This window comes from Rothia nasimurium (assembly GCF_014217215.1).
GTDB lineage: Bacteria > Actinomycetota > Actinomycetes > Actinomycetales > Micrococcaceae > Rothia > Rothia avistercoris.
Genome location: NZ_CP056080.1, coordinates 866,369 through 892,452, shown reverse-complemented (window position 1 = coordinate 892,452; position 26,084 = coordinate 866,369). Strand labels below are relative to the sequence as shown.

Below are 26,084 nucleotides of genomic sequence, written 5' to 3'. Positions count from 1 at the left end.
TCTTCCCTGCCACGGGGCAGGAAAGGCGGGGCGGGCGTCCGCGCACCGAAGAAAACCGATTGTGCTAGCTAAAAGAAACTAGTCGGCGCTGTGCTTTGAAGCGGCCTCCTCGCGGCGGCGCACGTGCTCCTGGGTGGTGTCCTTAATTTCACCGACCAGTTCTTCGAGGATGTCTTCCAAGAAGAGCACCCCGACGCTCTGCCCCTGAGCGTCAACCACGTGGGAGACATGGGCCCGATTGCGCTGCATGGTGGCAAGAGCCTCATCGATTTCGGTTTCGGGCTTGACGATCGACATCTGACGTAGCTTAGACCAGGCAATGGGCTGGTCCATACGCTCAGATTCGTAGACCAGGGCGTCCTTGATATGCAGGTAGCCCATATAGGTGCCGTCCTGCTCGTCCTTCATCACGAAGCGGGAGTAGCCGGTATGGGCAACAGCCTTTTCCAGCTCAGCGGGCGTGCAGGGGAAGTTCATGGTAATCAGCTGGTCGCCGGGCACCATAATCTCAGCAACGGTCTTCGAACTGAATTCCAGGGCGCCAGACAGCACACCGGAGCCGTCGTCCACGGTTCCCTCTGCGGTTGATTGAGCCACGATACTTTGTAGCTCATCAAGGGTAAAGGTTGATGCCACTTCAGCCTTGGGCTCTACCTTCATCAGGCGCAGGGTGTGATCGGCGATCCAGTTGAGCAGACCAACCAGGGGCTTGAGAATACGGGAGAGGGTCACCAGTGAGGGGGCAATCCACAGGGCAATACCCGAAGCGGCAAGTGACACAGCAGCGTTCTTCGGCACCATTTCACCAAAGATGACGTGCAGGTAGGTCACCAGCACCAGCGCGAAGATGAAGGCTAGGACGCTCGCTGCCTCATAAGGTATTCCCCAGGATTCCAGAGGGCCAGCCACCAGGTGGTGGATAGCCGGCTCAGAGACGTTCAGAATCAAGAGGGAGCACACCGTGATGCCCAGCTGGCAGGTGGCCAGCATGAGTGAAACGTTTTCAAGGGCGTACAGGGTGGTGACGGCGCGTTTGTTACCCGACTCCGCCAGGGGTTCAATCTGGGAGCGGCGGGTCGACATAATAGCGAACTCCGCTCCCACGAAGTAGGCGTTACCGGCAAGGAGCACAAAGAGCAGGGCGATAGCTACCCAGTCATTCATCGGCGGGCCTCCTTTCGAGCGGTCTTCGACTCATCTGTAGCCGCTTCCCCCCGTTCCAGGGGTAGGGCATCGGGGATGTAGCGAATTCGGTCTACCCGGCGCTGTTCCATCTTTTCAATACGCAGACGTCCGCCCTCTACCGGCACCACGTCGCCGGTTTCGGGAACTCGCCCCAGGTGGTCCATCATGAAGCCACCCATGGTTTCGTAGGCGGGGTCATCGTCCACGTCGAGGGTGCCGATGTAGTCCTTGACCTCATCGGGGCGGAGCAGGCCCGAGAAGATGTAGTCGCCGCTGCCCACGCGCAGGGGGCGTTCGTCGAAGGAGTTGGTGTCGTGCTCGTCGGAGACTTCACCCACGATTTCTTCAACCAGGTCTTCAAGGGTGGTGATGCCGGAGGTGCCGCCGTATTCGTCGAGCACTACGGCAAGCTGAAGGGCGCCCTCTCGCAGCTGCATGAGCAGGGAGTCAAGGTGCACGGTTTCGGGAACCTGCAGCACGTCCTCCATCAGCGTTCCAGCTTCCAGCGTGTCGCGCTTATCGAGAGGAAGGCCCACGGCCTTCTTCACGTGCACAACCCCCACGATGTTGTCCTGGTCTTCCCGGTAGAGGGGAAAGCGGGAGTGGCCGGTGGTGCGGGCCAGCTCGATGACATCGCTAACAGGAGCGGTATCTTCGAGCATGATGACCTTGCGGCGGGGGGTCATAACGTCTGCTGCAGTGAGCTCAGCGAAGGAGAGGGTCTTATCGACGAAGCGGGCGGTGTCGGAGTCTAGGGTGCCCAGGTCGGCTGAGCGGCGCACCATCGAAGAAAGCTCTTCGGGTGAACGGGCTGCCGAGAGCTCTTCCTTAGCTTCCATGCCAAAACGGTGCAGAATCCAGTTCGCTGACCCGTTAGCGGTGCGGACGATGGGGCCCATCACCTTGGTAAAGAGCAGCTGCCCCGGGGCTAGCACACGGGCTACACGGTAGGGCTCAGCAATCGCCAGGTTCTTGGGAACCAGCTCACCGATAATCATGGAGAGCAGGGTTGCAATACCCATAGAGAAAATTAGGGTCAGAGCCGATGTCACCGAGGGAGCAAGCCCCCACGAAGCAATAGTGTCGCCGGCCAGTGCGTTAATACCGCTATCGAGTGTGTAACCGGTGAGCAGGGTGGTGATGGTGATGCCCAGTTGGCAGCTCGATAGCTGGGTTGAGAGAGATTTAAGGCAGGCGAGCACTCGTTCACCTGCGGCGTCTCCCCTATCAATTTCTTGCTGAACCTTGGACTGATCAAGGGCTACCAGCGAAAATTCTACGGCCACGAAGAAGCCGGTACCCAGAATCAGGGCAAGACCTATGAGAAGCAGGAGCCATTCCATGGTTTAGGCTCTCACCGCCTGCTGGGCGGGGTGTTGGCCGCAGCATGTGCGGACGCCCGTGGTCGGGTTAAAGAATGATGCGCGCCAAAGCGCTCGTGAGGGCTGCGAAGATGCGCAGCAACTAGAAGGGTCTTCCATAGTGGTCAATTCTAGCGAATAACTTTTGCTTTACTCAGTGGACTCCCTTTCACCCCCTGCGAAATGCCAGCCTATTTCTGCCAGACAGTCTCACAGTGAGATGTCATAGAAAGTAGTGCGTTGGACGAACCCCCAAAACACTTCTAAACTAGACAAAGATATGCGGTACATCACGCGCCCAATGTAGTGTGCGATGCCCGCCCACCTCGTGCCAAAAGCGGTTTTGGCACCCAGCAATCACAAGAGATGGAAGAGGCGTAAGAGAAGTGCCAAACCAGCCAGAACATACTGTTCCCGAAGAGTTCGCGGGTAACGAGTGGCTCGTCGAAGAGCTCTTTGAGAAGTACGAGCAAGACCGCAACTCAGTCGACGAGACGTGGTGGCCCCTGTTTGATCAGTGGGCAGGCACAACCGGCAGCGTACCCAGCTCGCAGCAGGCACCGGCGCCCGCTGCAGCGTCCGTACCGGCTAAGGAAAAGCCCGCCAAGGCCTCCGTTCCCTCCACTCCCAAGACCCCTGTCCCTGAAGCTGCCCCCAAGTCAGCCCCGCAGGCAGCTCCCAAGGCAAGCAACCCCTCAGCGACCAAGCCCGCCACCCCGAAGGAAGAACCCGTGAGCGACGCTCCCCAAGAAGACCAGATCGTTACCCTGCGCGGCCCCGCCAAGGCGGTAGCCGCCAACATGGACGAGTCACTGAGCGTACCCACCGCAACCACCGTCCGCGCTATCCCCGCCAAGCTGCTGATCGATAACCGCACCGAAATCAACAGCTACCTGGCCCGCACCCGCGGCGGTAAGGTCTCCTTCACCCATATCATTGGCTACGCCATCATCCGCGCTCTTGCAGCCTTCCCCTCCATGAACGTCAGCTACGGTGAGGACGCCAAGGGTAAGCCCGCTGCTATCCAGCACGCCCACGTTAACTTCGGCCTGGCCATCGACCTACCCCGCCCCGACGGCTCCCGCAACCTGGTTGTACCCAACATCAAGGGTGCAGAGAAGCTCTCCTTCTCAGAGTTCTGGGAAGCCTACAACGACATCGTCAAGCGCGGCCGTGAGGGCAAGCTCGGCATTGAGGACTTCGCAGGCACCACCGTCTCACTGACCAACCCCGGCGGTATCGGCACCGTCCACTCCGTTCCCCGCCTCTCTAAGGGCCAGGCAGCCATCATAGGTGCAGGTGCCCTCGACTACCCCGCCGAGTACCGCGGCACCTCAGAAAAAGTCATAGCCCGCAACGGCGTCTCCAAGATTCTGACCCTCACCTCCACCTACGACCACCGCGTCATCCAGGGTGCAGGTTCCGGCGAATTCCTCAAGGTTGTGGAGCACTACCTGCTCGGTGGCGACGGCTTCTACGACCAGATTTTTGAGGATCTGCGCATCCCCTTCGAGCCCGTCCGCTGGGCTCGTGATAACCAGGTCAACCCCGAAGCAGAAATCTCTAAGGTTGCCCGTATCCAGCAGCTCATTCACGCCTTCCGCGTGCGCGGCCACCTGATTGCCCAGACCAACCCCATCGGCTACCAGATGCTCTCCCACCCCGACCTGCGTCTGGAGAACTACGGCCTGACTCTCTGGGATCTTGACCGCTACTGGCCCACCGGTGGCTTCGGCGAAAAGGAATCCCTGCCTCTGCGCACCATTCTTGAGCTGCTGCGCGAGGCCTACACCCGCACCCTGGGTGTGGAGTACATGCACATCGAGAACCCCGAAGAGCGCCAGTGGTTCCAGGACCGCCTGGAGCACGGCTACACCAAGCCCTCCCGCGACGAGCAGTTCCGTGTGCTGGGCACCCTGAACGCAGCCGAGGCTTTCGAAACCTTCTTGCAGACCAAGTACCTGGGCCAGAAGCGCTTCTCCCTGGAAGGCGGCGAATCCCTGATTCCGCTGCTGGACTCCGTCATCTCTGAGGCAGCGGACGCCGGCCTCTCGGGCGTGGGCATCGGCATGGCCCACCGCGGCCGCCTCAACGTACTGACCAACATTGCGGGTAAGTCCTACGCCCAGATTTTCCGCGAGTTTGAGGGCCAGATGGACCCCCGCCTGACCGGCGGCTCCGGTGACGTCAAGTACCACCTGGGCACCGAGGGTATCTTCACCTCCCATAACGGCAACCAGACCCAGGTCTACCTGGCCGCTAACCCCTCCCACCTTGAAGCCGTCAACACCGTGCTTGAAGGTATCGTCCGCGCGAAGCAAGATACCCTGGCTGAACAGGGCATCGGCAACTACCCCGTACTGCCGATCCTGGTTCACGGCGACGCAGCCTTCGCTGGCCAGGGCATCGTGCTAGAAACCCTGCAGATGTCCAAGCTTGAGGGCTACACCACCGGCGGTACCGTACACATCGTGGTCAACAACCAGGTGGGCTTCACCACCTCCCCGCGCGATGGTCGTACCGCAACCTACTCCACCGACATCGCCCGCATGATCCAGGCTCCCGTGCTGCACGTGAATGCCGATGACCCCGAGGCCGTTGTCCGCGCTGGCTCCATCGCCTTCGCCTACCGCCAGGCCTTCAACAAGGACGTCGTTATCGACCTGGTCTGCTACCGCCGCCGCGGTCACAACGAGGCAGACGATCCCTCGATGACCCAGCCTAAGATGTACCAGCAGATTGAGGAACTGCCCTCAACCCGCAAGATTTACACCGAGGCCCTGGTCGGCCGTGGCGATATCTCCCAGGACGAGGCCGAGCGTGCTCTGAAGGACTACCAGTCTCGCCTGGAGCAGATTTTCACCGAGACTCACGAGGCCCAGTCGTCCTCTGCTCCCCTGGTCACCGCAGACGCCGCCGCTGTTTCTAACATCGAGCGCCCTGCTGCCCAGCAGAATGAGGACTCCGTTCACGTTGCCGGTGAGACCGCTATCTCTGCTGAAACCCTGGCCCAGATCGGCCAGGCCTTCGGCAAGATTCCCGAGGGCTTCACCGTGCACAAGAAGCTCAAGAAGCTGCTTGAACAGCGCGTCAAGATGTCAACCGAGGGCGACATCAACTGGGGCTTCGGCGAGCTTGCTGCCTTCGCCTCCCTGCTGCTGGAAGGCCGCGATGTGCGCCTGACCGGTCAGGACGTCCAGCGCGGCACCTTCGTCCAGCGCCACTCCGTGCTCCATGACTCTCTGACCGACGAAGAGTGGAACCCCCTGGCTAACCTCTCAGAAACCCAGGGCAAGTACTCCATCTATAATTCCCTGCTCTCCGAGTACGGCGTCATGGGCTTCGAATACGGCTACTCCGTGGAGCGACCTGACTCCCTGGTGCTCTGGGAGGCCCAGTTCGGTGACTTCGCTAACGGCGCCCAGACCATCGTTGATGAGTTCATCTCGTCAGCAGAGCAGAAGTGGGCCCAGCGTTCCTCACTGGTTCTGCTGCTCCCCCACGGTTTTGAGGGTCAGGGCCCTGACCACTCATCGGCCCGTATGGAGCGCTACCTGCAGCTATGCGCCGAGAACAACATGACCGTTGCTGTTCCCTCGACCCCGGCAAACCACTTCCACCTGCTGCGCCGCCAGGCCCACTCCCGCCCGCACAAGCCGCTGATTGTTATCACTCCCAAGCAGCTGCTGCGTCTCAAGGCTGCTGCCTCATCGGTTGAAGATTTCACCAGCGGTAGCTTCAAGCCCGTCATCGAGGACCAGGGTAACCTGAACCCCGCTGACGTGACCCGCCTGGTCTTCGTCTCGGGTCGTCTCTACTACGACCTGGAAGCAGAGCGCGCTAAGCGCGGCGACAAGAGCACCGCAATTGTGCGAGTCGAGCAGCTCTACCCCCTGCCGTCCGCAGAGATCAAGGAGCAGATTGCTGCCTACCCCAATGCGGAACTGGTCTGGGCTCAGGACGAACCTGCCAACCAGGGCCAGTGGCCCTTCATGGCGGTCAACCTGCTCCCCCAGATTGACTACCGTATGAAGCTGATTTCCCGCCCGGCAGCTGCTTCCCCCGCAGCCGGTACCGGTAAGCGTCACCAGCGCGAGCTCGATAACCTCATCTCCGAGGTATTCGACCGCTAGGCTAGGGCTTTGCCCAGCTCTTGTGCCCGGGTCTTGGTCTTCAAGACCCGGGCACTGCCCGTTTGCGGTGCGCCCACCGTGCACTGGCGGGCTCCAGGGTTTAGACTGGTACAGAACGAACGAGACCAACGTTGCGGGGTTTACCGCCCCTCAACCTTGTAGAAAGAAACACGTGGATCAGCGAAAAATTCGACTTGTAGCCGTTGGCGATGATCTGCTCGCAGGCGTCGGGGACCCCCGCACCCTCGGGTGGTTCGGGCGCGTTATGGCGCGTACCCCTCAGACCTCTGCCTCTATCTCTGCCTATAATCTGGCAGCTCCCGGTGAGGGCAGCGAACAGCTCAACGCTCGCTGGTTTGAAGAAGCCAGCCGTCGCTTTGCCCAGGGCCACGAAAATCGCCTGGTCATTGCCCCCTCAACCTTCGACATCGACCTGGGCCTCACCAGCGCCCGCTCCCGCCTGAACCTGGCGAACATGGTCGATATGGCCTCCCAGAACAACGTGAAGGTTCTGGTTGTTGGCCCCCCGCCCACTCTCGATGCTGAGCGTAACCGCAAGATTGCCGACCTGTCGGCAGCCTACGCCGATGTGGTGACCCGCCGTAACCACGTCTACGTTGATACCTTCAACCCCCTGCTGCACCATGAGCAGTGGCGCAATGACCTGGCAGCGAACGACGGCCGCCCCGGTCAGTCCGGCTACGGCCTGATTGCCTGGCTGGTTCTGCACCGCGGCTGGTACAACTGGCTTCAGATTTCAGAGCCCGTTTAAGGAAGCCTCTGGCAGGCGCCTGCCCTGTGACCAACCCGGGGTGTGCAAAGCTAGCCAAGGTATGCGAAAATAGTGAGAAGTGCCTATTCTAAGGTGCTATCGACCATTTGTGCTCCGTTATCCTGACGGGCACTCCACCTTGATCAAGGAGGCTCTCATGAGCAAGCGCGGTCGCAAGCGTAAGGATCGCCGTAAGGGTGGCGCTAACCACGGTAAGCGCCCCAACTCATAAGGCAATCAACAAAGGGCCCCTACTCGCAGAAGCGAGCAGGGGCCCTTTGTTATTGGCTAGTTAGTTGCCGGGTGCCCTCCGGTATGGATGTCGTCGATGCAGGCGCGGATACGGCTTTTGAGGTCGACGGGAGCGGTTTCCTTGCAGGTGCGGCGCACTGCTTGGCGGATGATGCACTCTAGGTCGTATTCCTTGGCGCAGGTTTCACATTCGGCCAGGTGGGCTTGGAGTTCTTCAAGGTCCTGGCAGCTGAGCGGGTCGTCAATGTAGGTGTAGATCTTGGCCAGGCGCTCTTCGCAGGGGGTAGAAGGGCTCGAATTGTGTACGGCGGTCATTGGTGGCTCCTTTCTTAGGCCCTAGCGGTTTGGCGGGCGCCGGCCTTGCCAGTGGTCGTGGTTTTGATGCCGCGTTCGGCGGCGTAGTCGGTGAGTTTGTCTCTGAGCAGTTTGCGGCCGCGGTGCAGGCGGGACATGACGGTACCGATGGGGGTGTCCATAATCTCGGAGATTTCCTTGTAGGAGAACCCTTCGACATCGGAGTAGTAGACGGCCATGCGGAAGTCTTCAGGGATGGACTGTAGAGCCTCTTTGATGTCGCTGTCGGGTAGGTGGGCAAGAGCTTCGTTTTCTGCCGAAGGTAGGCCCTTGGAGTCGTGAGCTCCGGCCTGGGCTAGCTGCCAGTCTTCGACGGTGTCGGTGTTGGCCTGGTAGGGCTCGCGTTGGCGTTTGCGGTAGACGTTGATGTAGGTGTTGGTGAGGATCCGGTAGAGCCAGGCTTTGAGGTTGGTTCCGGGCTTGTACTGGTGGAATGCGGAGAAGGCTTTCATGTAGGCCTCTTGGACGAGGTCTTCGGCGTCCTGCGGGTTGCGGGCCAGGCGCAGGGCGGCGGCGTAGAGCTGGTCTACATACAGTAGGGCTTCTCGTTCGAAACGGGCTTTGCGCTCGGCGTCGGTTTCGTGGGAGCGCACATCGGGTTCGTTGCCTTCGGGGGCGAGGACGTCGGTGGTCGGCGCAGGTTCAGTGCTGGGGGCCGGGGGCGTGGCTGTCATTTCCCTCCAGGTGTGCTGTGGTCTTTTGTCTTACTGTACCTGCCAATGGGCGCAGCTACGCGCCGAGTACACCAGGTATAACGAGCGCTAGCGGCGCTTATTCCCCCGCATCAAAGTAATTTTGCGCTAGTGGTGCTGTAAAGTGGCTGAACCCGCCGGTCTATATGTATGCTTAGTAGTGTTAGGTATCTGTGATACATCGCAATGGGGCCTCGCACCCCGTGAAGGAGGAACTCATGTCTTTGGTTCGCCGTTTTGCTCGCCCTCTGCTGGCTTCAAGCTTTATTATCTCGGGTGTTGACCGTCTGCGTGACCCCGAATCGTCTAAGCACCTGGCTAAGGTGGTCAATCTGGCTGCAACTTCTGCCCCTCAGCTTTCTGTGCTGCGTGGCCAGGAGAAGCTGGTGGGTCAGACTTTGGCTGGCTCTCAGGTAGCTGCCGGTGCCCTCTTTGCCCTGGGCAAGCTGCCCCGTCTTTCTGCGAGCGTCCTGCTGGCTACCGGTGCTATTAACTCTTACGTTGAGTATCGCGCTACCGAGGCTGAGACTAAGGAAGAGAAGACTGCCCGCCGCAATGCTGCTGTGCTCAATGGCTCCCTGCTGGGCGCTATTGCTATCTCAGCTGTTGATACCGACGGTAACCCCTCACTGGCCTGGCGCGCATCCAAGCTGGGTGATCAGGTAGCTAAGAAGTCCCACCAGCTGGCAACCGATGTTCAGGACGCCGCTTCTGACGCCCAGAAAAAGGTTGAGGACCTCTTCGCCTAAGCTGGCCCCTACCGGGTGTAAGACCCCGTGAACTTTCGATAAACCCCGCGCTATTTCGGTGCGGGGTTTTCTTGTTTGCTGCCTCGCCCACCTAAAATAGGGAGGGAGTACGCCGTAATAACTGATTCCGAAGTAGGTTTTATTTGTGGTTGATGCGACCAAGCAGCCCCTAGTTGCCGATGGAGACTGGCTAGCGCCCACCGTTACGGCGCCCGGCGGTGCCCATGCCCGGGTGGAGATTCCCGGGTCTAAGTCGCTCACCAACCGCTACCTGCTGCTGGCGGCTTTAGCCGATAGTCCCTCGGTGATTCATGCTCCCCTGCATTCGCGCGATTCGCAGCTGATGGTGGCTGCGCTGACTGCTCTGGGTGCCCGTTTTGAAGAGATTGAAACCGGTAGTGCCTTTGGCCCTGACCTGCGGGTGACTCCCCTAGATTTTTCTGTGACCGTTGCCCGTGAGGCCTCCATTAATGTGGGATTGGCGGGTACTGTGATGCGTTTTGTGCCCCCGGTGGCTGCCCTGCTGCCCGGTACTTTCCATTTCGATGGCGATGAGCATGCGCGGGTTCGCCCCATGCTGCCTGTGATTGAGGCCCTGCGGGGCCTGGGGGTTGAGGTTGAGGACGCCGGTCGCGGCTCCCTGCCCTTCACGGTCGTTTCTGCCGGTTCGGTGCAGGTGCCCGAGCTGACCATTGACGCTTCGGGCTCTTCCCAGTTTGTCTCTGCCCTACTACTGGCTGCCTGCCGTTTTGAGCGGGGTCTGGTGCTGCGGCACGAGGGTGGCCCGGTGCCCTCGATGCCCCACATTGAGATGACCGTTGAGACCATGCGTGAGCTCGGTATTAGCGTTGACTTCAACGGCACCGATACCTGGACGGTTGCCCCCGGTGGCTTCCCCGGCTTTGAAGTCACCGTTGAGCCCGATCTTTCTAATGCTGGGCCCTTCCTGGTTGCTGCGGTAGCCACCGGGGCATCGGTGACGGTTCCGCGCTGGCCCGAGTCCACTACCCAGGGTGGGGATCACTGGCGGAAGATTCTTCCGCTCTTCGGGGCTCGGGTGGAGCTAGCCGACGGGAACCTGACCGTCACCGGCCCTGCCGGCGGCACAGCGTCCGGACTGCCGGGTGTTGAGCTCGATCTGGCCGAGGCCGGTGAACTGGCCCCCACCGTTGCTGCCCTCATCGCTCTCTCGCCGGCGACCAGCGTCCTTTCCGGTATTGCCCACCTACGCGGCCATGAAACCGACCGTCTTGCCGCCCTGACCGCCGAGATTAACCGCCTGGGCGGTTCAGCCGAAGAAACTGCGGACGGTATCCGCGTCACCGCCCCTGTAGCACACGGGGCCCTCATGCGCACCTACGCTGACCACCGCATGGCAACCGCCGCTGCCGTGATGGGTCTGGTGGTACCGGGCATCGTGGTTGAGAACGTCGAGACGACCTCCAAGACCCTGCCCAACTTCACCGGGCTGTGGCAGAACATGCTGAACCAGTGGCAGGCAGGTGCCGCCTAATGCACCGTTCCTGGGATGAAAGCGATGTGCGCGTCCGCCCCAACAAGAAGGGCTCCCGCCCCCGCACCAAGGACCGCCCGGCCCACAAGGACGCCGAAATCGGCCGCATCATCACCGTAGACAGGGGCCGCTACACCGCCATCCTCGATGAGGGCAAGAGCAGCGAACGGGTCGTCACCGCCGTACGCGCCCGCGAGCTGCGCCGCTCCCCCATCGTGGTGGGCGACAAGGTTGCCCTCGTGGGTGATACCAGCGGCAAGCCCGATACTCTAGCCCGCCTCGTCCGGATCGAAGAGCGCACCAACCTGCTACGCCGCAGCGCCGACGACACCGACCCCGTCGAGCGCGTCGTCGTTGCCAACGCCGATAACCTGGTTATCGTGGTCGCCGCAGAAAACCCCGAGCCCCGCACCGGCTTTATCGACCGGTCCCTAGCAGCCGCCTTCAACGCTGGGCTCACCCCCATTCTCTGCATCACCAAGACCGACCTCAAACACCCTACATGGCTGCTGGACTACTACCGGGACGTTGAGCTCACCATCTTGCTGTCTAAGTCCAAGGACGGCCGCGCCCCCAGCGAGGAAGGCTCTGAGGGGCTCGACACCACCCTAGTTGAGCAGCTCTCTGAGTATCTCGACGGCTCGGTCTCTGTGCTCCTGGGCCACTCCGGTGTGGGAAAATCAACCCTGGTCAACGCCCTGACCGGGGCAGAACGCGCCACCGGGCACGTGAATGCCGTGACCGGGCGCGGCCGCCACACCTCGTCCTCAGCCCTAGCCCTCCAGCCCCAGAAGTCAGCCCCCGGCACCTGGATTATCGACACCCCCGGTATCCGCTCCTTCGGCCTAGCCCACGTCGAACCCGACACCCTGGTCGCTTCCTTCACCGACCTTGCCCCGGGCTCAGCCAACTGCCCCAAGGGCTGTACCCACTCGGCGTCCGCCCCCGACTGCGGCCTGACCGCCTACGTCGAAGCGGGCCAGGCCGGCCCCGCAGGCCCAGAACGCCTCGAATCCCTGCGCAAGCTCCTACGCGTCGACGAAGAAACCGGCGACACCGAGAAAGAACTCGGCGTCGTAGACCTCTAAACACACCAAGGCACACGAGACCATGACTAACTACACCGACGACCTGCGCCTGGCCCACATCATGGCTGATGCGGTAGACCGCCTCACCCTGGCCAAGTTCACCTCCCACGATTTCGCCGTCGATACCAAACCCGACCTCACCCCCGTCACCGACGCCGACCGCGAAGCCGAACAGCTCATCCGTTCCCAGCTATCCCGCGTCCGCACCCGTGACTCAGTGCTGGGTGAAGAATTCGGGGAAACCGGGTCTTCCCCCCGCCAGTGGGTCATCGACCCCATCGACGGCACCAAGAACTTCGTGCGCGGCGTGCCCGTCTGGGCTACCCTCATCGCCCTGCTCGACCACGGCAAGCCCGTCGTCGGCGTCGTCTCCGCCCCGGCCCTCCAGCGCCGCTGGTGGGCAGCCGAAGGCACCGGCGCCTACACCGGCCGCTCCCTCGCCAAGGCTACCCGTATCTCGGTCTCCTCTGTCGCCCAGCTCGAGGACTCCTCTCTCTCCTACTCCTCCCTCACCGGCTGGCGCGATTTGGGCCTGCGCGATAACTTCATCGACCTGACCGACACCGTTTGGCGCACCCGAGCCTACGGCGACTTCTGGTCCTACATGATGGTGGCAGAGGGCGTCGTCGACGCCGCCGCCGAACCCGAACTCGGCCTTTACGATATGGCCGCCTTGGTCCCCATCGTGACCGAAGCAGGCGGATGCTTCACCTCCCTGGCTGGGGTGGACGGCCCCCACGGCGGCAACGCCCTAGCCACCAACGGCCACCTGCACCAGGCCGTCCTTTCCTACCTGGGAACCGACAAGACCCTCTAAAGCTAGAGCGCCCCAAGGCACCGGGCAAAACCTCTAGTGACAGCAAAGGCCCCGAATCCTGTTATCAAGGATTCGGGGCCTTTGGTCTGCTCGGTTTCCTATGCTGAACTACTTCTTACGCTGGTTCAGAATCGAAATCTGCTCATTGCTGCGGTCGTTCACTGCCTCGGTATGCACCTCGGTCTTACCGGACTCAGAGGGAGCTGAGTACTGCAGGAACTTGGGCTGGGCAGGAATCTTCAGCTGAATCTTCGACTGCTGGGTGCGCTGCTTCGACAGGTCCACACTGTAGAGCATCGACACGGTCTCCTCGCGAATACCACCCATCATACTCTGGTAGAGGGCATAACCCTCACGCTGGTATTCCACCAGGGGGTCACGCTGGGCCATAGCACGCAGGCCAATGCCTTCCTTGAGGTAGTCCATCTCGTAGAGGTGCTCAGGCCAGCGCTTACCGATGACCGAGAGCACCACGCGGCGCTCAATCTCGCGCATGGCGTCCTCACCCACGGACTCTTCGCGCTCGCCGTACTGCATCTCAGCGTCAGCCAGCACTTCCTTCACGATCTGGTCGCGGGTGACCTTGGTCTTGTCGCCCGCTTCTTCAGCCAGGTCTTCGGGGGTAATGGTAACCGGGAAGATGGTGCGCAGGTTCTCCCAGAGCTTCTCAAAGTCCCAATCCTCGGCGTGACCTTCGCCCACCTGTGCATCAATTGCTGAGGTGATAACCTCGGTGCGGAACTTCTCAATCTGTTCCTTGAGATCATCGCCTGCCAGAATCTGGGCGCGGTCCTTGTACATGGCCTCGCGCTGGCGGTTGAGCACATCGTCATACTTGAGCACGTTTTTGCGCTGCTCAGCGTTGCGGGCCTCAACCTGACCCTGGGCGTTGGCAATGACGCGGGAAACAATCTTTGCTTCCAGGGCGGTATCGTCGGGGGCACCGGCCATCAGGCGGGCAGCTGCCTGGCCGTTGAAGAGGCGCATCAGGTCATCAGAAAGTGACAGGTAGAAGCGGGACTCGCCGGGGTCGCCCTGGCGGCCCGAACGTCCGCGCAGCTGGTTATCGATACGGCGGGATTCGTGACGCTCGGTACCCAGCACGTAGAGGCCACCCAGTTCTTTGACCTCTTCGTGCTCGGCAGCAGAGGCCTGCTCTGCCGCAGCGAGCACCTCGGGCCACTTAGCTTCGTACTCTTCGGGCTTCTCATTGGGGTCAAGCCCCAGGGTCTTCATGGTCTCAACGGCCTCGAACTCGGGGTTACCACCGAGCATGATATCGGTACCGCGACCTGCCATGTTGGTTGCTACGGTGACGGCACCCTTACGGCCAGCCTGGGCGACGATGGCAGCTTCACGGGCGTTATTCTTAGCGTTCAGAACTTCGTGGCGGACGCCCGCCTTCGACAGGAGCTTAGAGAGGTACTCAGACTTCTCAACGCTGGTGGTACCTACCAGAACGGGCTGGCCGGTAGCGTGGCGCTCTTCGATATCTTTGACCACCGCGTTGAACTTGGCAATCTCGTTCTTGTAGACCTTATCGGGCTGGTCGATGCGCTGCTTTTCCTTGTTGGTCGGAATCGGCACGACACCCAGCTCGTAGGTGTTCATGAACTCAGCGGCCTCGGTCTCAGCGGTACCGGTCATGCCCGAGAGCTTGTTGTACATGCGGAAGTAGTTCTGCAAGGTCACAGTCGCCATGGTCTGGTTTTCAGGCTTGACCTCGACCTCTTCCTTGGCCTCAATGGCCTGGTGGATGCCGTCATTGTAGCGGCGGCCTGCCAGAATACGGCCGGTGTGCTCATCGACAATCATGACTTCGCCGTTCATTACGACGTAGTCCTTGTTGCCCTTGAAGAGTTCCTTGGCCTTAATAGCGTTGTTGAGGAAGCCAATCAGGGGGGTGTTCTGTGACTCGTAGAGGTTATCGATACCCAGATGGTCTTCAACCTTATCGATACCCGATTCGAGCACACCCACGGTGCGCTTCTTTTCATCGACCTCGTAGTCTTCACCGGCTACCAGGGTGCGGGCGATACGGGCAAATTCGCCGTACCAGCGGTTGGCTTCGCCCATGGCGGGGCCAGAAATAATCAGCGGGGTACGGGCCTCGTCGATCAGAATAGAGTCGACCTCATCGACGATGGCAAAGTTATGGCCGCGCTGCACCTGTTCCTCTTTGGTCCAGGCCATATTGTCACGCAGGTAGTCAAAGCCGAACTCGTTGTTGGTGCCGTAGGTGATGTCGGCTTCGTACTGTTTACGGCGCACATCGGGGGTTTGGTTAGCCAGGATAACGCCCGACTCCATGCCCAGGAAACGGAAGACTCGGCCCATCAAGTTAGCCTGGTACTCAGCCAGGTAGTCGTTGACGGTGACCACGTGCACGCCCTTACCGGAGAGGGCATTGAGGTAGGCAGGGGCGGTGGCGACCAGGGTCTTACCCTCACCGGTTTTCATTTCGGCGATATTGCCCAGGTGTAGGGCGGCACCGCCCATGAGCTGCACATCGTAGTGGCGTTTGCCCAGAGTGCGCTTAGATGCCTCGCGGACCACAGCAAAAGCTTCGGGGAGCAGAAGGTCCAGTGACTCGCCGTCCTCAACGCGCTTGCGGAAGGCGTCGGTCTCAGCGCGTAGCTCGGCATCGCTCATAGCGACAAAGCTGTCTTCGAGTGAGTTCACTGCTTCGGTGTAAGCACGCAGCTGCTTGAGGACTTTTTGGTCTCCGCTGCGGAGTAGCTTTTCCAAGAGAGATGCCACTGAAGTTTGCTCCTTGATTGGTTCGATAGAGGGCGGGCAGGGTGAGCCCACCGTGCTCACTCTATTCTAGTTTAGTCCCCCGGTGCTCTGGGAACGTTCACCTCTGGGCTTGAAACTGCAGAGCGTTTGGTGGAAAAACTCAATAGAGGACGTTCCCCACCACCGGGTGCTTGCAAAGAAGACCCCCTGCTCTTCTCAGCCGAACGCCGGCAGAAAGAGCAGGGGGTCTAATAGTTTGCGGTTATTTTATGAGGCGGATTCCTCATCCAGGGTAATCACACCGTAGGACCAACCCTTGCGGCGGTAGACCGCTGCGGGGGATCCGGTTGCCTTGTCGACGTAGAGGAAGAAGTCATGGCCTACAAGTTCCATGCGGTCAACCGCTTCTTCGGGGGTCAGGTGATCAGCGGGGAATGTCTTCTGACGGATTTCGATGGGTGAGTCTGCCTCTTCATGTAGGTCGTATTCTCCAGCGAAAGCCGCCTCTTCAACGGGCAAGTCTTCGGTTTGAATTTCGGTGAGGGAGACCTGGTCGCTGATAACGGGCAGTGAGCCAGTTGCTTCTGAAACCGAAAGGGGGTGCTTGCCCCCTGCACGACGAGTCTTGCGGCGGTCACGGGCGCGACGGAGGCGTTCTAGGAGCTTTCCATAGGTTTCGTCGAAAACTGCGAACTTATCTTGACCGGTTGCTTCTGCTCGGAGCACAGGGCCACGGCCGATAACGGTGATTTCCACTCGAATAGCCGCGGGGCCGTTTTGGCCTTCCCTGGTGAACTTGACTTCGATGTCAGTTACGTTGTCACCTAGAGCTTCGAACTTGGTGATCTTACTTTCAACGTATTCCTGCAGACGTTCACTTACTTTGACGTTGCGGCCGGTGATGTTGAGTTCCACAATTCCCTCCATTCTCAGGGGGTGAATACCCGACCCTGTGACTGCCGGGTATTGGGGAATCTGCCTTGTGGATTCCTTAACACAACTCTACGCCGTTTTGTGGTCTAAGTCATTTTTTTAAGGCTTTTACGGTTCATTTCGCAGGAAAGAGTAAGATTTTTGGTGTGCCACCTCACTCTGTGTTATACCGCTGCCGCTTGGGAACATACGCGATAGTTGCCCCGCCTAACACTCTGGCTCCCCGGTGTGACAGCACTCGGTGCCCCTCACGTAGAGAAGCCCCCGTGGTGAAGACATCATCAACCAGCAGGCAGGTAGCGCCTTCTAGGCTGTAGTAGCGTCCCAGCTGATGCAGGGCTGGTTTGCCAACCCTCAGCTTCCCCTGCATCTGCCGGTAGCGTTCTTCGACGCCCAGGGTTTTTTGGGCTTTGCTTCTGTGCTGCCCCGGCGATACCCTCGCCCAGGCAGGAACCTGGGCGAGCACGTCCGCCACCTTAACCGGCACCGGGGAGCACAGCAGGGGCAGCACTGCACGGGCCAGGAGTGGCGCGGGGGCGTAGCCTCTCCGTCGGACAGAAACTCTGCTCGATGGCAGGGGAACCAGATAGATGGGTTCCGCGGGCTCCAGCTCACCCTCGCTCAGCTCTAACAGGCAGGTTAGGGCCCGGGCCAGAGCCGAAGCGAGGTAGGGGCTCAGGTCGGTGCGGCCGGCATCCTTATAGGCAAGGACGCAGCGCCCCAGCTCGTGCTCGTAGCGGCCGGCAGACACCACCGGTAGCCGGTTACCCGGCAGGGTTGTGGTCTGCAGGTTGAGGGTAGCCAGACGCACCAGCTGATCGCAGAGAGGGCAGAGGGCACCAGCGCCCAGCATGCTGGGCCCGAAGGTCTGACAGCTGGCACAGACCCTGGGAAAGATGAGCTCGGTGGCCTGTTTCCAGCTGGTGAGAATATCGGGTAGTGATACTCGGTTCAAATGGGTGGACGTCATCACCCCAGCATGGCCGTCTCATCGGTGGGGCCTCTACCTATAGGGATAACTTATCCGGACCAATCTTCTAGCCAGAGTAGTTGATCTGGCTGAGACTACTTTCGATGCGGGTCCAGCTCAGGCCCGCAACGATATAGAGGCCACCGTCGCGAGTCATAGCTACTGCCTGGTCGATACCGTTACCCGTAACAATACGGGTAATGCCCTGCAGGGAATCGTATTGGGCATTTTCACCGGTCAACGAAACCAGCTCGGTCTGGGTGGTATCGCTATTCCAGAGAAAGACCTCAACGTCGCTGACCCATTCTGCACTCCGCGGGCTCATGTCTGCCCCCAGTCGTACGGGGTCAAGGAGCTCAGTGGGGGTGCCATCTGCCGATCGGCGGATAGCAGATACCCAGGCCGCGTAGTTACTTCCGTCAACAGATGACGTCACCAGCACAGCTCGGCTACCGTCACGGGCGATAGAAATACTGTGTAGGAGTTCCCCGTCCGTCCAGCTGGTGACATCCTTAGCGCTACTATCTTCCTGGCCTGCGGCGATAACCCGCACGGAGCCGTCATACTCCCCCACCCACAACCAGTTCTGGTGGTCAAAACAGGGGGCCAACACGTGGGTACCCCGATAGACCGAGCGAGCGCCGTTGGAATTAGCCAGCCACACCTCGTTCTGCCCCGTATTGGTGTAGGCGTAGTAGTTAAGGGTGTAGTTCATAGCGGGCAGGGTAATGAGAGCCTGGGCAAAGGTCTCAACGATGGTCTGTTGGCTGGCTGTATCATCAAGGGCTGCCCGTGTGATGAGGCGGTTATCTTCAATACCCACGATGTTGCTGGCAACCTCAGGGTTGACTGCGGGCTCACGGTAGTTTTCTAGGGTAGGGGCGGCCACGATTTGATCGTTGATGGTGAGCTGAACCGTGGTAACCGAGGCGAGAGTAGTGAGGGTTTGGGTGAGCTGGGTGCGCAGGCGCTCAGTTTCCAGGGCGCTAGCTGCGGTAAGGGCAGATCCTCCGGAGAGCTGGATATCAGCTACCCCGTTATCGATGGGCACGGAGTTCCGGGTCAGGCTAGTATCGGCAGGTACTGCGGTAGCAACGGCTCCGGTGAGGTAGGGGGCAGGCCCCTCAAGGAGTACCTTCACCAGGGAGGTAGCTACCGTGGTGCGTTCGGCGAACCAGCGCACATCGGGCACCGCGTAGGTGTAGGTGGGGTCGTAGAAGTAGAGGGTGAAGGGGTTGAAGACGTCCGCGAATTCGGCCCTGCTGAGCACCGTTCCGTCGGGTACGGACGAGATGCGCCATTCCCCGTTGACCTGACGCAGGGTGAATTCCACTTCGGTATCAGCCACCGTGGTGTACGAGGTAGCCAGTCCCCGGTCATCGACCAGAGTGCTAGCTGGCACGGTCACTCGGTAGGTTGAGTCGCTGACGGACGCCGTGGTGAAGGATGAGTCGTACACCAGGGTGCGTTTGTCCGGCTTCCACGACTGGGCAAGGTCTTCAGTCAGGTACAGCCTGGCTACGCTGTAGTCGTCGGTTACACCAGCTCCCGCGTGTAAGAAGCCCTCGATGATGTCGGTAGGGCGGGCTCCGGGGGCAGGGCCTTCTGGTGTGCTGCCGGTGGTGGAGGTGTTTCCCGTAGCCTGAGGGTCGGCGTAGTGGTTGACTTCGCCATCGGTAGGGATGGCGGCGCAGGCGGTGAGGGTCGCAAGAGAGCTGAGGGCGAGGCCGAGAGCTGACCGGCGGGAAAGGTTAGGGTTCAACGGTGGGCTCCGAGGGGGTTGAGGCGTCGGGGTTCACGGTCGGGGTGGCACCGGTATCCGGAACGGACGGCGGGGGTAGGGGTTCGCCGCTCAGCAAGACCGGGGAGGGGCCGATGGGCACGTCCTGGTCGATGGGGATGGTCATGCGGAAGCTGGCTCCCTGCCCCTTGATTCCCCAGGCTTCGAGGGTGCCCTGGTGCAGGCGGACGTCCTCGGCGGCGATGGAGAGCCCCAGGCCGGTACCGCCCAGGGTGCGTTTGCGGGAGGTGTCAGCCCGCCAGAAGCGGTTGAAGACCTGCTCGGTTTCTTCGGGGCTCAGGCCAATGCCGTGGTCGCGTACTGCCACGCCCAGGGTGGTTTCGGTAGCGTCAACGTATACGTCGATCGGTTGCCCCTCGGAGTGCTCCACGGCGTTGAACAGCAGGTTGCGTAGCACTCTTTCGATACGCCGGTGGTCCATATCGACCATAATTTCGGTGTGGTCGGTGTGCACGGTCAAACTGGTGTTGGTGCGCATCAGGTGGGGTTCAACCGCCTTGAGTACCTCATCGAGCACAGCCATAAAATCAACCGACACCGTATCGAGGGTCTGAGACCCGGCATCGAAGCGGGATATTTCGAGCAGGTCAGCTAGCAGGGAATCGAAGCGGTCCACCTGGTTATAGAGCAGCTCAGTGGAGCGCTTGTAGAGGGGCTCCATGTTGTCGCGGTTATCGTGCAGCATATCGGCTGCCATGCGCACCGTGGTGAGCGGGGTACGCAGCTCGTGTGACACGTCAGAGACAAAGCGCTGTTGCATGGTCGACAGCTTCTCAAGACGAGAAATCTGGTCCTGCAGGGAGTCAGCCATGCGGTTAAAAGACATACCTAGACGCGCCGTCTCATTCTGGCCGCGTACCAGCACACGCTGGTCAAGGTCACCGGCTGCCAGTTTCTCAGCGGTGATAGCGGTAGAACTGATCGGGCGGATCACGAAGCGGGCAATCATCCACACGATAGTCAGCACCACGACCAGAAGCACGCCGAAGCCCACCCAAACCACCAGGTTGATGTACTGCACGGTCGCCTGCGAGGTCGACAGGTCATAAATCAGGTACAGGGAGTAGTCGGGGTTCTGGGGTATCGAGATACTGGTGCCGACCACCAGAACCGGGGTGCGGCGTCCGTCCGCTGAGGTAATACTCGAGGACTGCCAGTATATGCCCGTGCCTTCACTCACACTCTGGGCTAGAGCTTCGGGCACATCGCCGACCGTGACCTCGCTACTCTGGGCCTGCTCCACAATAAAGCCATCGGTGGTGGCGTTCACGTCCTTGATGAGCACCCAGTTGCGGTTACTATCGGCGCTACTGCTCTCAAGCACGGTCAAGAAACGAGAGACATCGCGTTGAACCTCGGTGCGGCCGGTCGCGTCAGATCCATTGATAAGGGTCTGCACGTTACTAAAACCGGCCGATGACTCTTCGAGGGCCTGTTCCAGGTTGCCGCGGAAGAGGGAGTTAGCAATCTGGTGGGAGATAAAAGAGCCCACAAAGATGAAGGCCACCAGCAGCAGACCGGCCGCGGCCACCACAGCGCGAAACTGTAGGGACTGCTGCCAGAGCCTGCGGGTGCTGGCCAGCGGCCCGTAGGCCCGGGCGGGGCCTGCGGGGACAGTAGTCCGAGCGGACGCGCGAGGTGAAGTACCAGCCACTATTTAGCGCTGGCCTGCCGCGGCCTTGTAGCCCACACCTCGCACGGTCAGCACGATTTCGGGGTTTTCGGGGTCACGTTCGATTTTGGCGCGCAGACGCTGAATATGCACGTTGACCAGTCGGGAATCTACGGTCTTTTCGTAGCCCCACACATTGCCCAGCAGGGCCTCGCGGGTCATGACCTGGCCCGGCTGGCGGGCCAGGTTCGCCAAAAGTTCAAACTCAAGAGGGGTGAGCTGAATGTTCTCACCCTCGCGGCTGACCGTGTGCCCCGCCAGGTCAATGGTGAGATTGCCGATGCGCAAAGGTTCGTTATGTCGGTCTTCACGCGGGCGCAGGCGGGCGCGGACGCGGGCCAGCAGCTCAGCGGGCTTGAAGGGCTTGGTCATGTAGTCATCAGCACCTGCCTCTAGCCCCTTGACCACGTCATCTGTATCGCCCTTGGCGGTCAACATGATGATAGGCACGTCAGATTCCCTGCGGATCTGGGTGCAGACCTCAATGCCGTCCATACCCGGCAGCATGAAATCCAGCAGAATCAGGTCGGGGTGGTGGGTGGCAAAAGCCTCAAAGGCACGGTCACCGGCGTCGCAGAAGACCGTCTCGTAGCCCTCTTGCGCCAGCACGATACCCACCATCTCTGACAGGGCATCGTCGTCGTCAACTACAAGAATGGTTTCTTTCACGGTGGGTCTCCTGGTGAGGTTCACAATGGGCCTTCCCCTAGTGTACCGGGGTTAGGTGGCAAGCCGGTTTAGGCGTCTTGGGCGATTTCAGACAGGGCACGGGCTGTCTCGGTCAGGTGCCCCAGCACCGTGGTAGCCCGCTGCGGATCAGTGTCGGCCAGGCTACCGGTTTCGGTCAGCACCAGCTGGTTGAGAAGCTTCTTCCCCAACCCAAGATCCGACCAGGTGCGCCACAGCCCCCGAGCCAGATCACCAGCAGGCACCCGGACCAACGAATCAACAACCTCTAGGTAAAGCCCCTTCTCAGCTTCTAGATGGGGTGCCAGTGCCTCCCACGCTGAGGTAGGCTGGCCCGCCATCGATAGCAGGGGGCTAGCAAGCGTAGCCCTCACCTCGGGGTGTAACTTCACATAATCAGTACGGGTGACTACCTGAGCGCCCAAACCCTCTAGCTCCTCGTGTAGGGCCCCCAACAGGGCCACTAGCTCATGACGCGGCACAGCCCGCAGGGTACGGTAGCCGCTAGAGGTCGGTAGCTGGCCTGCCGCCACCTCAACCAGCAGGGGCTCTTCTAGCTGCACCAGCACCTGCGCACCGGGCACAGCCTGCCGCAGCAGCTTCACCACACCGCGAAAACCAGCCCGCTGAGCCTCGGCAACATCACGCCGAGCACCATAATCTGAGAGGACACGCTCACCACTGCTCAAGTAGGTACTGGCAGCTAGGCTCAACGGCCCCAGCAGACGTAGCTTGATGGTCCCGGGAGCAGCCCCGCTTTCCTTCCCCACGACGTCCGCCAGGATATTGATATCAGATTCCAAGAGCGACCTGGCGGCATCCCCCTCAGCAGCGTAGCCGCCCGTGAGCCGCCAACCTGCAGCGGTGCCGTCCGCGCTCAACCCATCAAGGGCCGCAATCGATCGTGCCAGCAAGGTTGCCCGGTAGCCCCGGTCAGCCAGCTCCGGCAGGTAACTAATATGGGGCTCCCCCAGCTCACCACGGACACGGGTCACCGCATCGAACACATCATCCCCTGCCCAGGCGCCCAGGCCGGTAGCCCGAACCGTTAGGTGCTCATCAAAGGTCAGCGGGCTCTCTAGGTCCTTACGAGCAGCCAGCATTTCGGCATCGGTCGGCAAATACAGGGCAGGGCGAGTAGGCCTCGATACAGGCATAGGGAACTCTTTCTACCACCTACCGGTGGCCGTAGGTTGCGGGCTGAAAATTGAGCGGCTAGGACGTCTGTTCGGCCTCAGCCGCAATCTTCTCGTGATGCCTTATAACCTCAGAAATAATGAAGTTCAGGAATTTCTCGGCAAACTCCGGGTCAAGATGGGCAGCTTCAGCCAGCGAGCGCAGGCGCTTAATCTGGGCTTCTTCCCGCCCCGGGTCCCCCGCCGGCAGAGAATGCTCAGCCTTGAGGTGGCCAACGCGCTGGGTTGCACGGAACCGCTCAGCAAGAATATGCACCAGGGCTGCGTCCATGTTATCGATGGTCTGACGCATGGTAAACAGCTCCTCCAATACTGCCGGGTCAACCCCTGTCATCGAGGTGGCGCGGGTATCAAAGTCAGCGTGGGCCTGCACATCGTGGGCCTTCGGAGTTGTGTTCATGTGTTTAGTCTAAAAACCTCAGGTGCTGTTTGCAGGAGCAAGCCCGCAGATTTCACCCTGTGGACTTATCCGGGTGTAGAAGCTTCAAATGGTTCAGCAGCGAGCGCGAGCCTGCATAACCTTACCTAGTTAGCGTTGATGTCAGCCCGGTCAAGGCTGTAGGCGCGGGCGATGGTGGACTGGCCCAGCACGCGGGTACCCTGGTAAATCACCATGGTCTGTCCCGGAGCAACACCGCGCAGTTTCTCGTGCAGGCGCACCACGGTTTCCAGGCGCAGGGCCCCGGGATCAGCGGATTCATCGTCAACTACCCATTCCAAGTGGGCGGTCGAGGGAACGGGATCTGCGTGGGCTCGCACCTGGGCAGTGACGTCGAAGGACGCCGAGCGGGCACCTTCTACGGGCTCTTCGGCTAGGAAGGCTGCAGCTTCTTCCACGGGTAGACCGGCCCAGGTTTCACGGATACCGCGGATCTCGTCAATTTCGAGCAGGTCCTTACCGCCCACGATGACCTCGTTGGTCTTGGGGCGGATTTCTAGCACGAAGCGGGGCTTACCGTCGGGGGCAGGGTGCCCAATGGCCAGCCCCTTGCGCTGACCCACGGTAAAGGCCTGGGAGCCGCGGTGCTTGCCGAGCACGCGTCCGTCCGTGTCCTTGATATCGCCCTCGGTCATGTCGATGTGCTCTTCGAGCCACTCGCGGGTATCGCCCTCGGGAATGAAGCAGATGTCGTAGGAGTCGGGCTTCTTCGCCACCGAGAAGCCACGTTCGGCGGCCTCGGCGCGTACCTCGTCCTTGGAGGGGGTGTCGGCTAGGGGGAACCAGGCGTGCTTGAGCTGCTCGTGGGTCAGCACACCTAGAACATAGGACTGGTCCTTGGCCCAGGTGGCTGCGCGGTGCAGCTCCCGGTTGCCGTTCTCGTCCGTAATGACCTTGGCATAGTGGCCGGTCACTACCGCGTCAAAGCCCAGGGCCACAGCCTTCTCCAGCAGGGCCGCGAACTTGATTTTCTCGTTGCAGCGCATGCAGGGGTTGGGGGTGCGGCCATGCTCGTACTCGGAGATAAAGTCATCGACCACGTCCTCCTTAAACCGCTCGGAGAAGTCCCATACATAGAAGGGAATTCCCAGCTGGTCGCAGACCCGGCGGGCGTCCATGGAGTCCTCGATGGTGCAGCAGCCGCGGGAGCCGGTGCGCAGGGTGCCGGGCATGCGGGAGAGCGCCAGGTGCACGCCGACCACCTCATGGCCGGCCTCAACGGCGCGGGCGGCGGCAACGGCCGAGTCCACGCCACCGCTCATAGCAGCAAGAATTTTCATGTTTTAAGTCCTATATCCAGTAATTGTTGAAGTTTTGGGCGGTGGGTTTGGGCGGTGGGGCGGGCAGGCTACCGCCTTATCGAGCTAGTTCCAGCGGGCGGCGTCCGGGGCGTGGCCCGCCATACCTGCCTTTTTGGCTTGAGCCCAGGCGCCGGGGAGGGCGGTAAGAAGGGCGGTGACGTCGTCCTCGGTGCTGGTGTGCCCCAGGGTGAAGCGCTGGGCGCCGCGGGCCTCGTCCTCGCTCAGCCCCATAGCCAGCAGGACGTGGGAGGGGCGGGGCACCCCGGCGTTGCAGGCTGAGCCGGTGGACGACTCCACCCCTGCCATATCGAGCAGGAAGAGCAGTGAGTCGCCCTCGCAGCCGGGGAAGGTGAAGTGGGTGTTGCCGGGCAGGCGGCTGAAGCTGCCGGCTGCTCGGTCCTGGGCGCTTTCGGGGGCGGCCCCGCGCAGCTGGGCTTCGGGAACAGCGGCGAGGACGCCCTCGATCAGGCGGTCCCGCAGTTCAGCCTGGCGACCTGCTTCGGCGAGCAGGTTCTGCCCTGCTTCGGCAGCTGCTGCGCCAAAGCCCGCGATAGAGGCGGCGTCAATGGTTCCTGAGCGCACGGAGCGTTCCTGCCCGCCGCCGTGGAGTACGGGCATGAGTTGGGCGCTGCGGGTGGCGATGAGGGCGCCGATTCCCATGGGCCCGCCAATTTTGTGGGCTGAGATAGCCATGGTGGTGGCGCCGGATTCCTTGAAGCTCACCGGCAGGGTGCCAAATGCCTGGACGGCATCCGTGTGAAAGGGAATACCAAATTCTGCAGCTACCGCAGCGATTTCTGTGACGGGCTGCACGGTACCCACCTCGTTGTTGGCCCACATGACGGCGACCAGGGCAACCGTCTCTGGGCTCTCGCCCACCGCCTGTCGAACCGCTTCGGCGCTGACTAAACCGCTGGCGTCCGGAGCTACCCAGCTCACCTCTGCCCCCTCGTGGGCCTGCAGCCACTCAACGGCATCGCCCACGGCGTGGTGCTCGATGCCCGAAACAACAATGCGGGTCGCAGCCGGGTTGGCTTCGCGGCGTTTCCAGTAGAGCCCCTTGATCGCCAGGTTATCTGCCTCGGTACCACCGGAGGTAAAGATAATCTCGGCGGCGTCGCAGCCGGCAACCCGCGCAATACGTTCGCGGGCGTACTCGACGGTAGCGCGAGCAGAGCGGCCCGCTGAATGCAGGGACGAGGGGTTGCCGCCAATTTTCATCTGCTCCACCACGGCATCGATAGCCTGAGGGAGCATGGGGGTGGTGGCGGCGTGGTCCAGGTAGACCCGGGGCATGGGCGCTGGCCTTTCCGTGGCGATTGGTCAAAACAATTCAGCCTTCCATCATACTCCCCCGCTCTTGGGGCAGGCTATGGACTGCTTCACCCTCTCAACAGCTCCCATCGCGCTTTTATTTCGCGGCGGGCGCG

Annotated in this window: 21 protein-coding genes; 7 read left to right on the top strand and 14 right to left on the bottom strand. The window is 61.0% G+C overall.

The features are described 5' to 3' along the window. Positions 1 to 78: 78 nt before the first annotated feature. Complete coding sequence (locus tag HWU94_RS04180; RefSeq protein ID WP_185174438.1) at positions 79 to 1,164, bottom strand: hemolysin family protein; 1,086 nt, start codon at positions 1,162 to 1,164, stop codon at positions 79 to 81. Next, positions 1,161 to 2,528, bottom strand: coding sequence for a hemolysin family protein (locus HWU94_RS04175; RefSeq protein WP_185174437.1), 1,368 nt, complete (start codon positions 2,526 to 2,528; stop codon positions 1,161 to 1,163). Before HWU94_RS04175 ends, HWU94_RS04180 begins: the two co-directional genes overlap by 4 nt. A 404-nt stretch (positions 2,529 to 2,932) precedes the next feature. Here HWU94_RS04175 and HWU94_RS04170 point away from each other — a divergent pair, with 404 nt between their 5' ends. The 3 genes from HWU94_RS04170 (at position 2,933) to HWU94_RS11755 (ending at position 7,683) form a co-directional block, all read left to right on the top strand. Next, complete coding sequence (locus HWU94_RS04170; RefSeq protein WP_185174436.1) at positions 2,933 to 6,679, top strand: multifunctional oxoglutarate decarboxylase/oxoglutarate dehydrogenase thiamine pyrophosphate-binding subunit/dihydrolipoyllysine-residue succinyltransferase subunit; 3,747 nt, start codon at positions 2,933 to 2,935, stop codon at positions 6,677 to 6,679. A 172-nt stretch (positions 6,680 to 6,851) separates the two neighbouring features. Continuing rightward, the gene (locus tag HWU94_RS04165; protein WP_135011505.1) at positions 6,852 to 7,451 is read left to right on the top strand and encodes a GDSL-type esterase/lipase family protein; all 600 of its coding nucleotides are present in this window, start codon (positions 6,852 to 6,854) and stop codon (positions 7,449 to 7,451) included. Between the two features lie 157 nt (positions 7,452 to 7,608). Continuing rightward, the gene (locus tag HWU94_RS11755) at positions 7,609 to 7,683 is read left to right on the top strand and encodes a 50S ribosomal protein bL37 (RefSeq protein WP_377129465.1); all 75 of its coding nucleotides are present in this window, start codon (positions 7,609 to 7,611) and stop codon (positions 7,681 to 7,683) included. Between the two features lie 56 nt (positions 7,684 to 7,739). On the opposite strand, the gene rsrA is transcribed toward HWU94_RS11755, so the two are convergent. Together rsrA and HWU94_RS04155 are read right to left on the bottom strand one after the other, a co-directional pair. Further along, the gene (gene rsrA / locus HWU94_RS04160; protein ID WP_185174435.1) at positions 7,740 to 8,018 is read right to left on the bottom strand and encodes a mycothiol system anti-sigma-R factor; all 279 of its coding nucleotides are present in this window, start codon (positions 8,016 to 8,018) and stop codon (positions 7,740 to 7,742) included. 14 nt (positions 8,019 to 8,032) lie between these two features. Next, positions 8,033 to 8,731 carry a sigma-70 family RNA polymerase sigma factor gene (locus tag HWU94_RS04155; protein ID WP_185174434.1) on the bottom strand — a complete coding sequence of 233 codons (699 nt, stop codon included), beginning with the start codon at positions 8,729 to 8,731 and terminating at the stop codon, positions 8,033 to 8,035. Positions 8,732 to 8,967: 236 nt separating this feature from the next. On the opposite strand from HWU94_RS04155, the gene HWU94_RS04150 reads away from it, so the two are divergent. From HWU94_RS04150 to hisN, 4 genes are all read left to right on the top strand, one after another. Beyond that, the gene (locus HWU94_RS04150) at positions 8,968 to 9,498 is read left to right on the top strand and encodes a DoxX family membrane protein (protein WP_185174433.1); all 531 of its coding nucleotides are present in this window, start codon (positions 8,968 to 8,970) and stop codon (positions 9,496 to 9,498) included. A gap of 145 nt (positions 9,499 to 9,643) precedes the next feature. Further along, complete coding sequence (aroA, locus tag HWU94_RS04145; protein WP_244956021.1) at positions 9,644 to 11,011, top strand: 3-phosphoshikimate 1-carboxyvinyltransferase; 1,368 nt, start codon at positions 9,644 to 9,646, stop codon at positions 11,009 to 11,011. Further along, positions 11,011 to 12,099 carry a ribosome small subunit-dependent GTPase A gene (gene rsgA, locus HWU94_RS04140; RefSeq protein WP_185174432.1) on the top strand — a complete coding sequence of 363 codons (1,089 nt, stop codon included), beginning with the start codon at positions 11,011 to 11,013 and terminating at the stop codon, positions 12,097 to 12,099. Before aroA ends, rsgA begins: the two co-directional genes overlap by 1 nt. A 22-nt stretch (positions 12,100 to 12,121) precedes the next feature. Beyond that, entirely contained in the window at positions 12,122 to 12,916 is a 795-nt protein-coding gene (gene hisN / locus HWU94_RS04135) for a histidinol-phosphatase (protein ID WP_185174431.1), read from the top strand. 108 nt (positions 12,917 to 13,024) lie between these two features. Here the strand turns inward: hisN and secA are convergent, their stop codons facing one another. From secA to HWU94_RS04085, 10 genes are all read right to left on the bottom strand, one after another. Further along, positions 13,025 to 15,676, bottom strand: coding sequence for a preprotein translocase subunit SecA (gene secA, locus HWU94_RS04130; protein ID WP_185174430.1), 2,652 nt, complete (start codon positions 15,674 to 15,676; stop codon positions 13,025 to 13,027). A 246-nt stretch (positions 15,677 to 15,922) separates the two neighbouring features. Further along, complete coding sequence (hpf, locus tag HWU94_RS04125; protein ID WP_185174429.1) at positions 15,923 to 16,570, bottom strand: ribosome hibernation-promoting factor, HPF/YfiA family; 648 nt, start codon at positions 16,568 to 16,570, stop codon at positions 15,923 to 15,925. A 172-nt stretch (positions 16,571 to 16,742) separates the two neighbouring features. Continuing rightward, positions 16,743 to 17,558: a ComF family protein gene (locus HWU94_RS04120; protein WP_185174428.1), complete on the bottom strand. Its 816-nt coding sequence runs from the start codon at positions 17,556 to 17,558 to the stop codon at positions 16,743 to 16,745. 67 nt (positions 17,559 to 17,625) lie between these two features. Continuing rightward, on the bottom strand, positions 17,626 to 19,320 hold the full coding sequence (locus tag HWU94_RS04115; RefSeq protein ID WP_185174427.1) for an LpqB family beta-propeller domain-containing protein: 1,695 nt from the start codon (positions 19,318 to 19,320) through the stop codon (positions 17,626 to 17,628). Then, on the bottom strand, positions 19,310 to 21,013 hold the full coding sequence (mtrB, locus tag HWU94_RS04110) for an MtrAB system histidine kinase MtrB (RefSeq protein ID WP_185174426.1): 1,704 nt from the start codon (positions 21,011 to 21,013) through the stop codon (positions 19,310 to 19,312). The genes HWU94_RS04115 and mtrB overlap by 11 nt, the downstream gene beginning before the upstream one ends. Before the next feature lie 3 nt (positions 21,014 to 21,016). After that, entirely contained in the window at positions 21,017 to 21,700 is a 684-nt protein-coding gene (gene mtrA / locus HWU94_RS04105) for an MtrAB system response regulator MtrA (RefSeq protein ID WP_185174425.1), read from the bottom strand. A gap of 68 nt (positions 21,701 to 21,768) precedes the next feature. Then, positions 21,769 to 22,875, bottom strand: coding sequence for a hypothetical protein (locus HWU94_RS04100; RefSeq protein ID WP_185174424.1), 1,107 nt, complete (start codon positions 22,873 to 22,875; stop codon positions 21,769 to 21,771). A 58-nt stretch (positions 22,876 to 22,933) separates the two neighbouring features. Further along, positions 22,934 to 23,314: a chorismate mutase gene (locus tag HWU94_RS04095; protein ID WP_185174423.1), complete on the bottom strand. Its 381-nt coding sequence runs from the start codon at positions 23,312 to 23,314 to the stop codon at positions 22,934 to 22,936. Positions 23,315 to 23,439: 125 nt separating this feature from the next. Beyond that, positions 23,440 to 24,633, bottom strand: coding sequence for a tRNA 2-thiouridine(34) synthase MnmA (mnmA, locus tag HWU94_RS04090; protein ID WP_185174422.1), 1,194 nt, complete (start codon positions 24,631 to 24,633; stop codon positions 23,440 to 23,442). Positions 24,634 to 24,717: 84 nt separating this feature from the next. Continuing rightward, positions 24,718 to 25,950 (bottom strand): cysteine desulfurase family protein, encoded by a 1,233-nt coding sequence (locus HWU94_RS04085; RefSeq protein ID WP_185174421.1) that lies wholly within the window; start codon positions 25,948 to 25,950, stop codon positions 24,718 to 24,720. Between the last annotated feature and the right edge of the window lie 134 nt (positions 25,951 to 26,084).

What these genes read in the sequence shown, in the direction of transcription:
- HWU94_RS04180 (WP_185174438.1), bottom strand. Translation starts at nt 1,164, where the DNA reads ATGAATGACTGGGTAGCTATCGCCCTGCTCTTTGTGCTCCTTGCCGGT.
- HWU94_RS04175 (WP_185174437.1), bottom strand. Translation starts at nt 2,528, where the DNA reads ATGGAATGGCTCCTGCTTCTCATAGGTCTTGCCCTGATTCTGGGTACC.
- rsrA (WP_185174435.1), bottom strand. Translation starts at nt 8,018, where the DNA reads ATGACCGCCGTACACAATTCGAGCCCTTCTACCCCCTGCGAAGAGCGC.
- HWU94_RS04155 (WP_185174434.1), bottom strand. Translation starts at nt 8,731, where the DNA reads ATGACAGCCACGCCCCCGGCCCCCAGCACTGAACCTGCGCCGACCACC.
- HWU94_RS04150 (WP_185174433.1), top strand. Translation starts at nt 8,968, where the DNA reads ATGTCTTTGGTTCGCCGTTTTGCTCGCCCTCTGCTGGCTTCAAGCTTT.
- rsgA (WP_185174432.1), top strand. Translation starts at nt 11,011, where the DNA reads ATGCACCGTTCCTGGGATGAAAGCGATGTGCGCGTCCGCCCCAACAAG.
- hisN (WP_185174431.1), top strand. Translation starts at nt 12,122, where the DNA reads ATGACTAACTACACCGACGACCTGCGCCTGGCCCACATCATGGCTGAT.
- HWU94_RS04120 (WP_185174428.1), bottom strand. Translation starts at nt 17,558, where the DNA reads ATGACGTCCACCCATTTGAACCGAGTATCACTACCCGATATTCTCACC.
- HWU94_RS04100 (WP_185174424.1), bottom strand. Translation starts at nt 22,875, where the DNA reads ATGCCTGTATCGAGGCCTACTCGCCCTGCCCTGTATTTGCCGACCGAT.
- HWU94_RS04095 (WP_185174423.1), bottom strand. Translation starts at nt 23,314, where the DNA reads ATGAACACAACTCCGAAGGCCCACGATGTGCAGGCCCACGCTGACTTT.
- mnmA (WP_185174422.1), bottom strand. Translation starts at nt 24,633, where the DNA reads ATGAAAATTCTTGCTGCTATGAGCGGTGGCGTGGACTCGGCCGTTGCC.
- HWU94_RS04085 (WP_185174421.1), bottom strand. Translation starts at nt 25,950, where the DNA reads ATGCCCCGGGTCTACCTGGACCACGCCGCCACCACCCCCATGCTCCCT.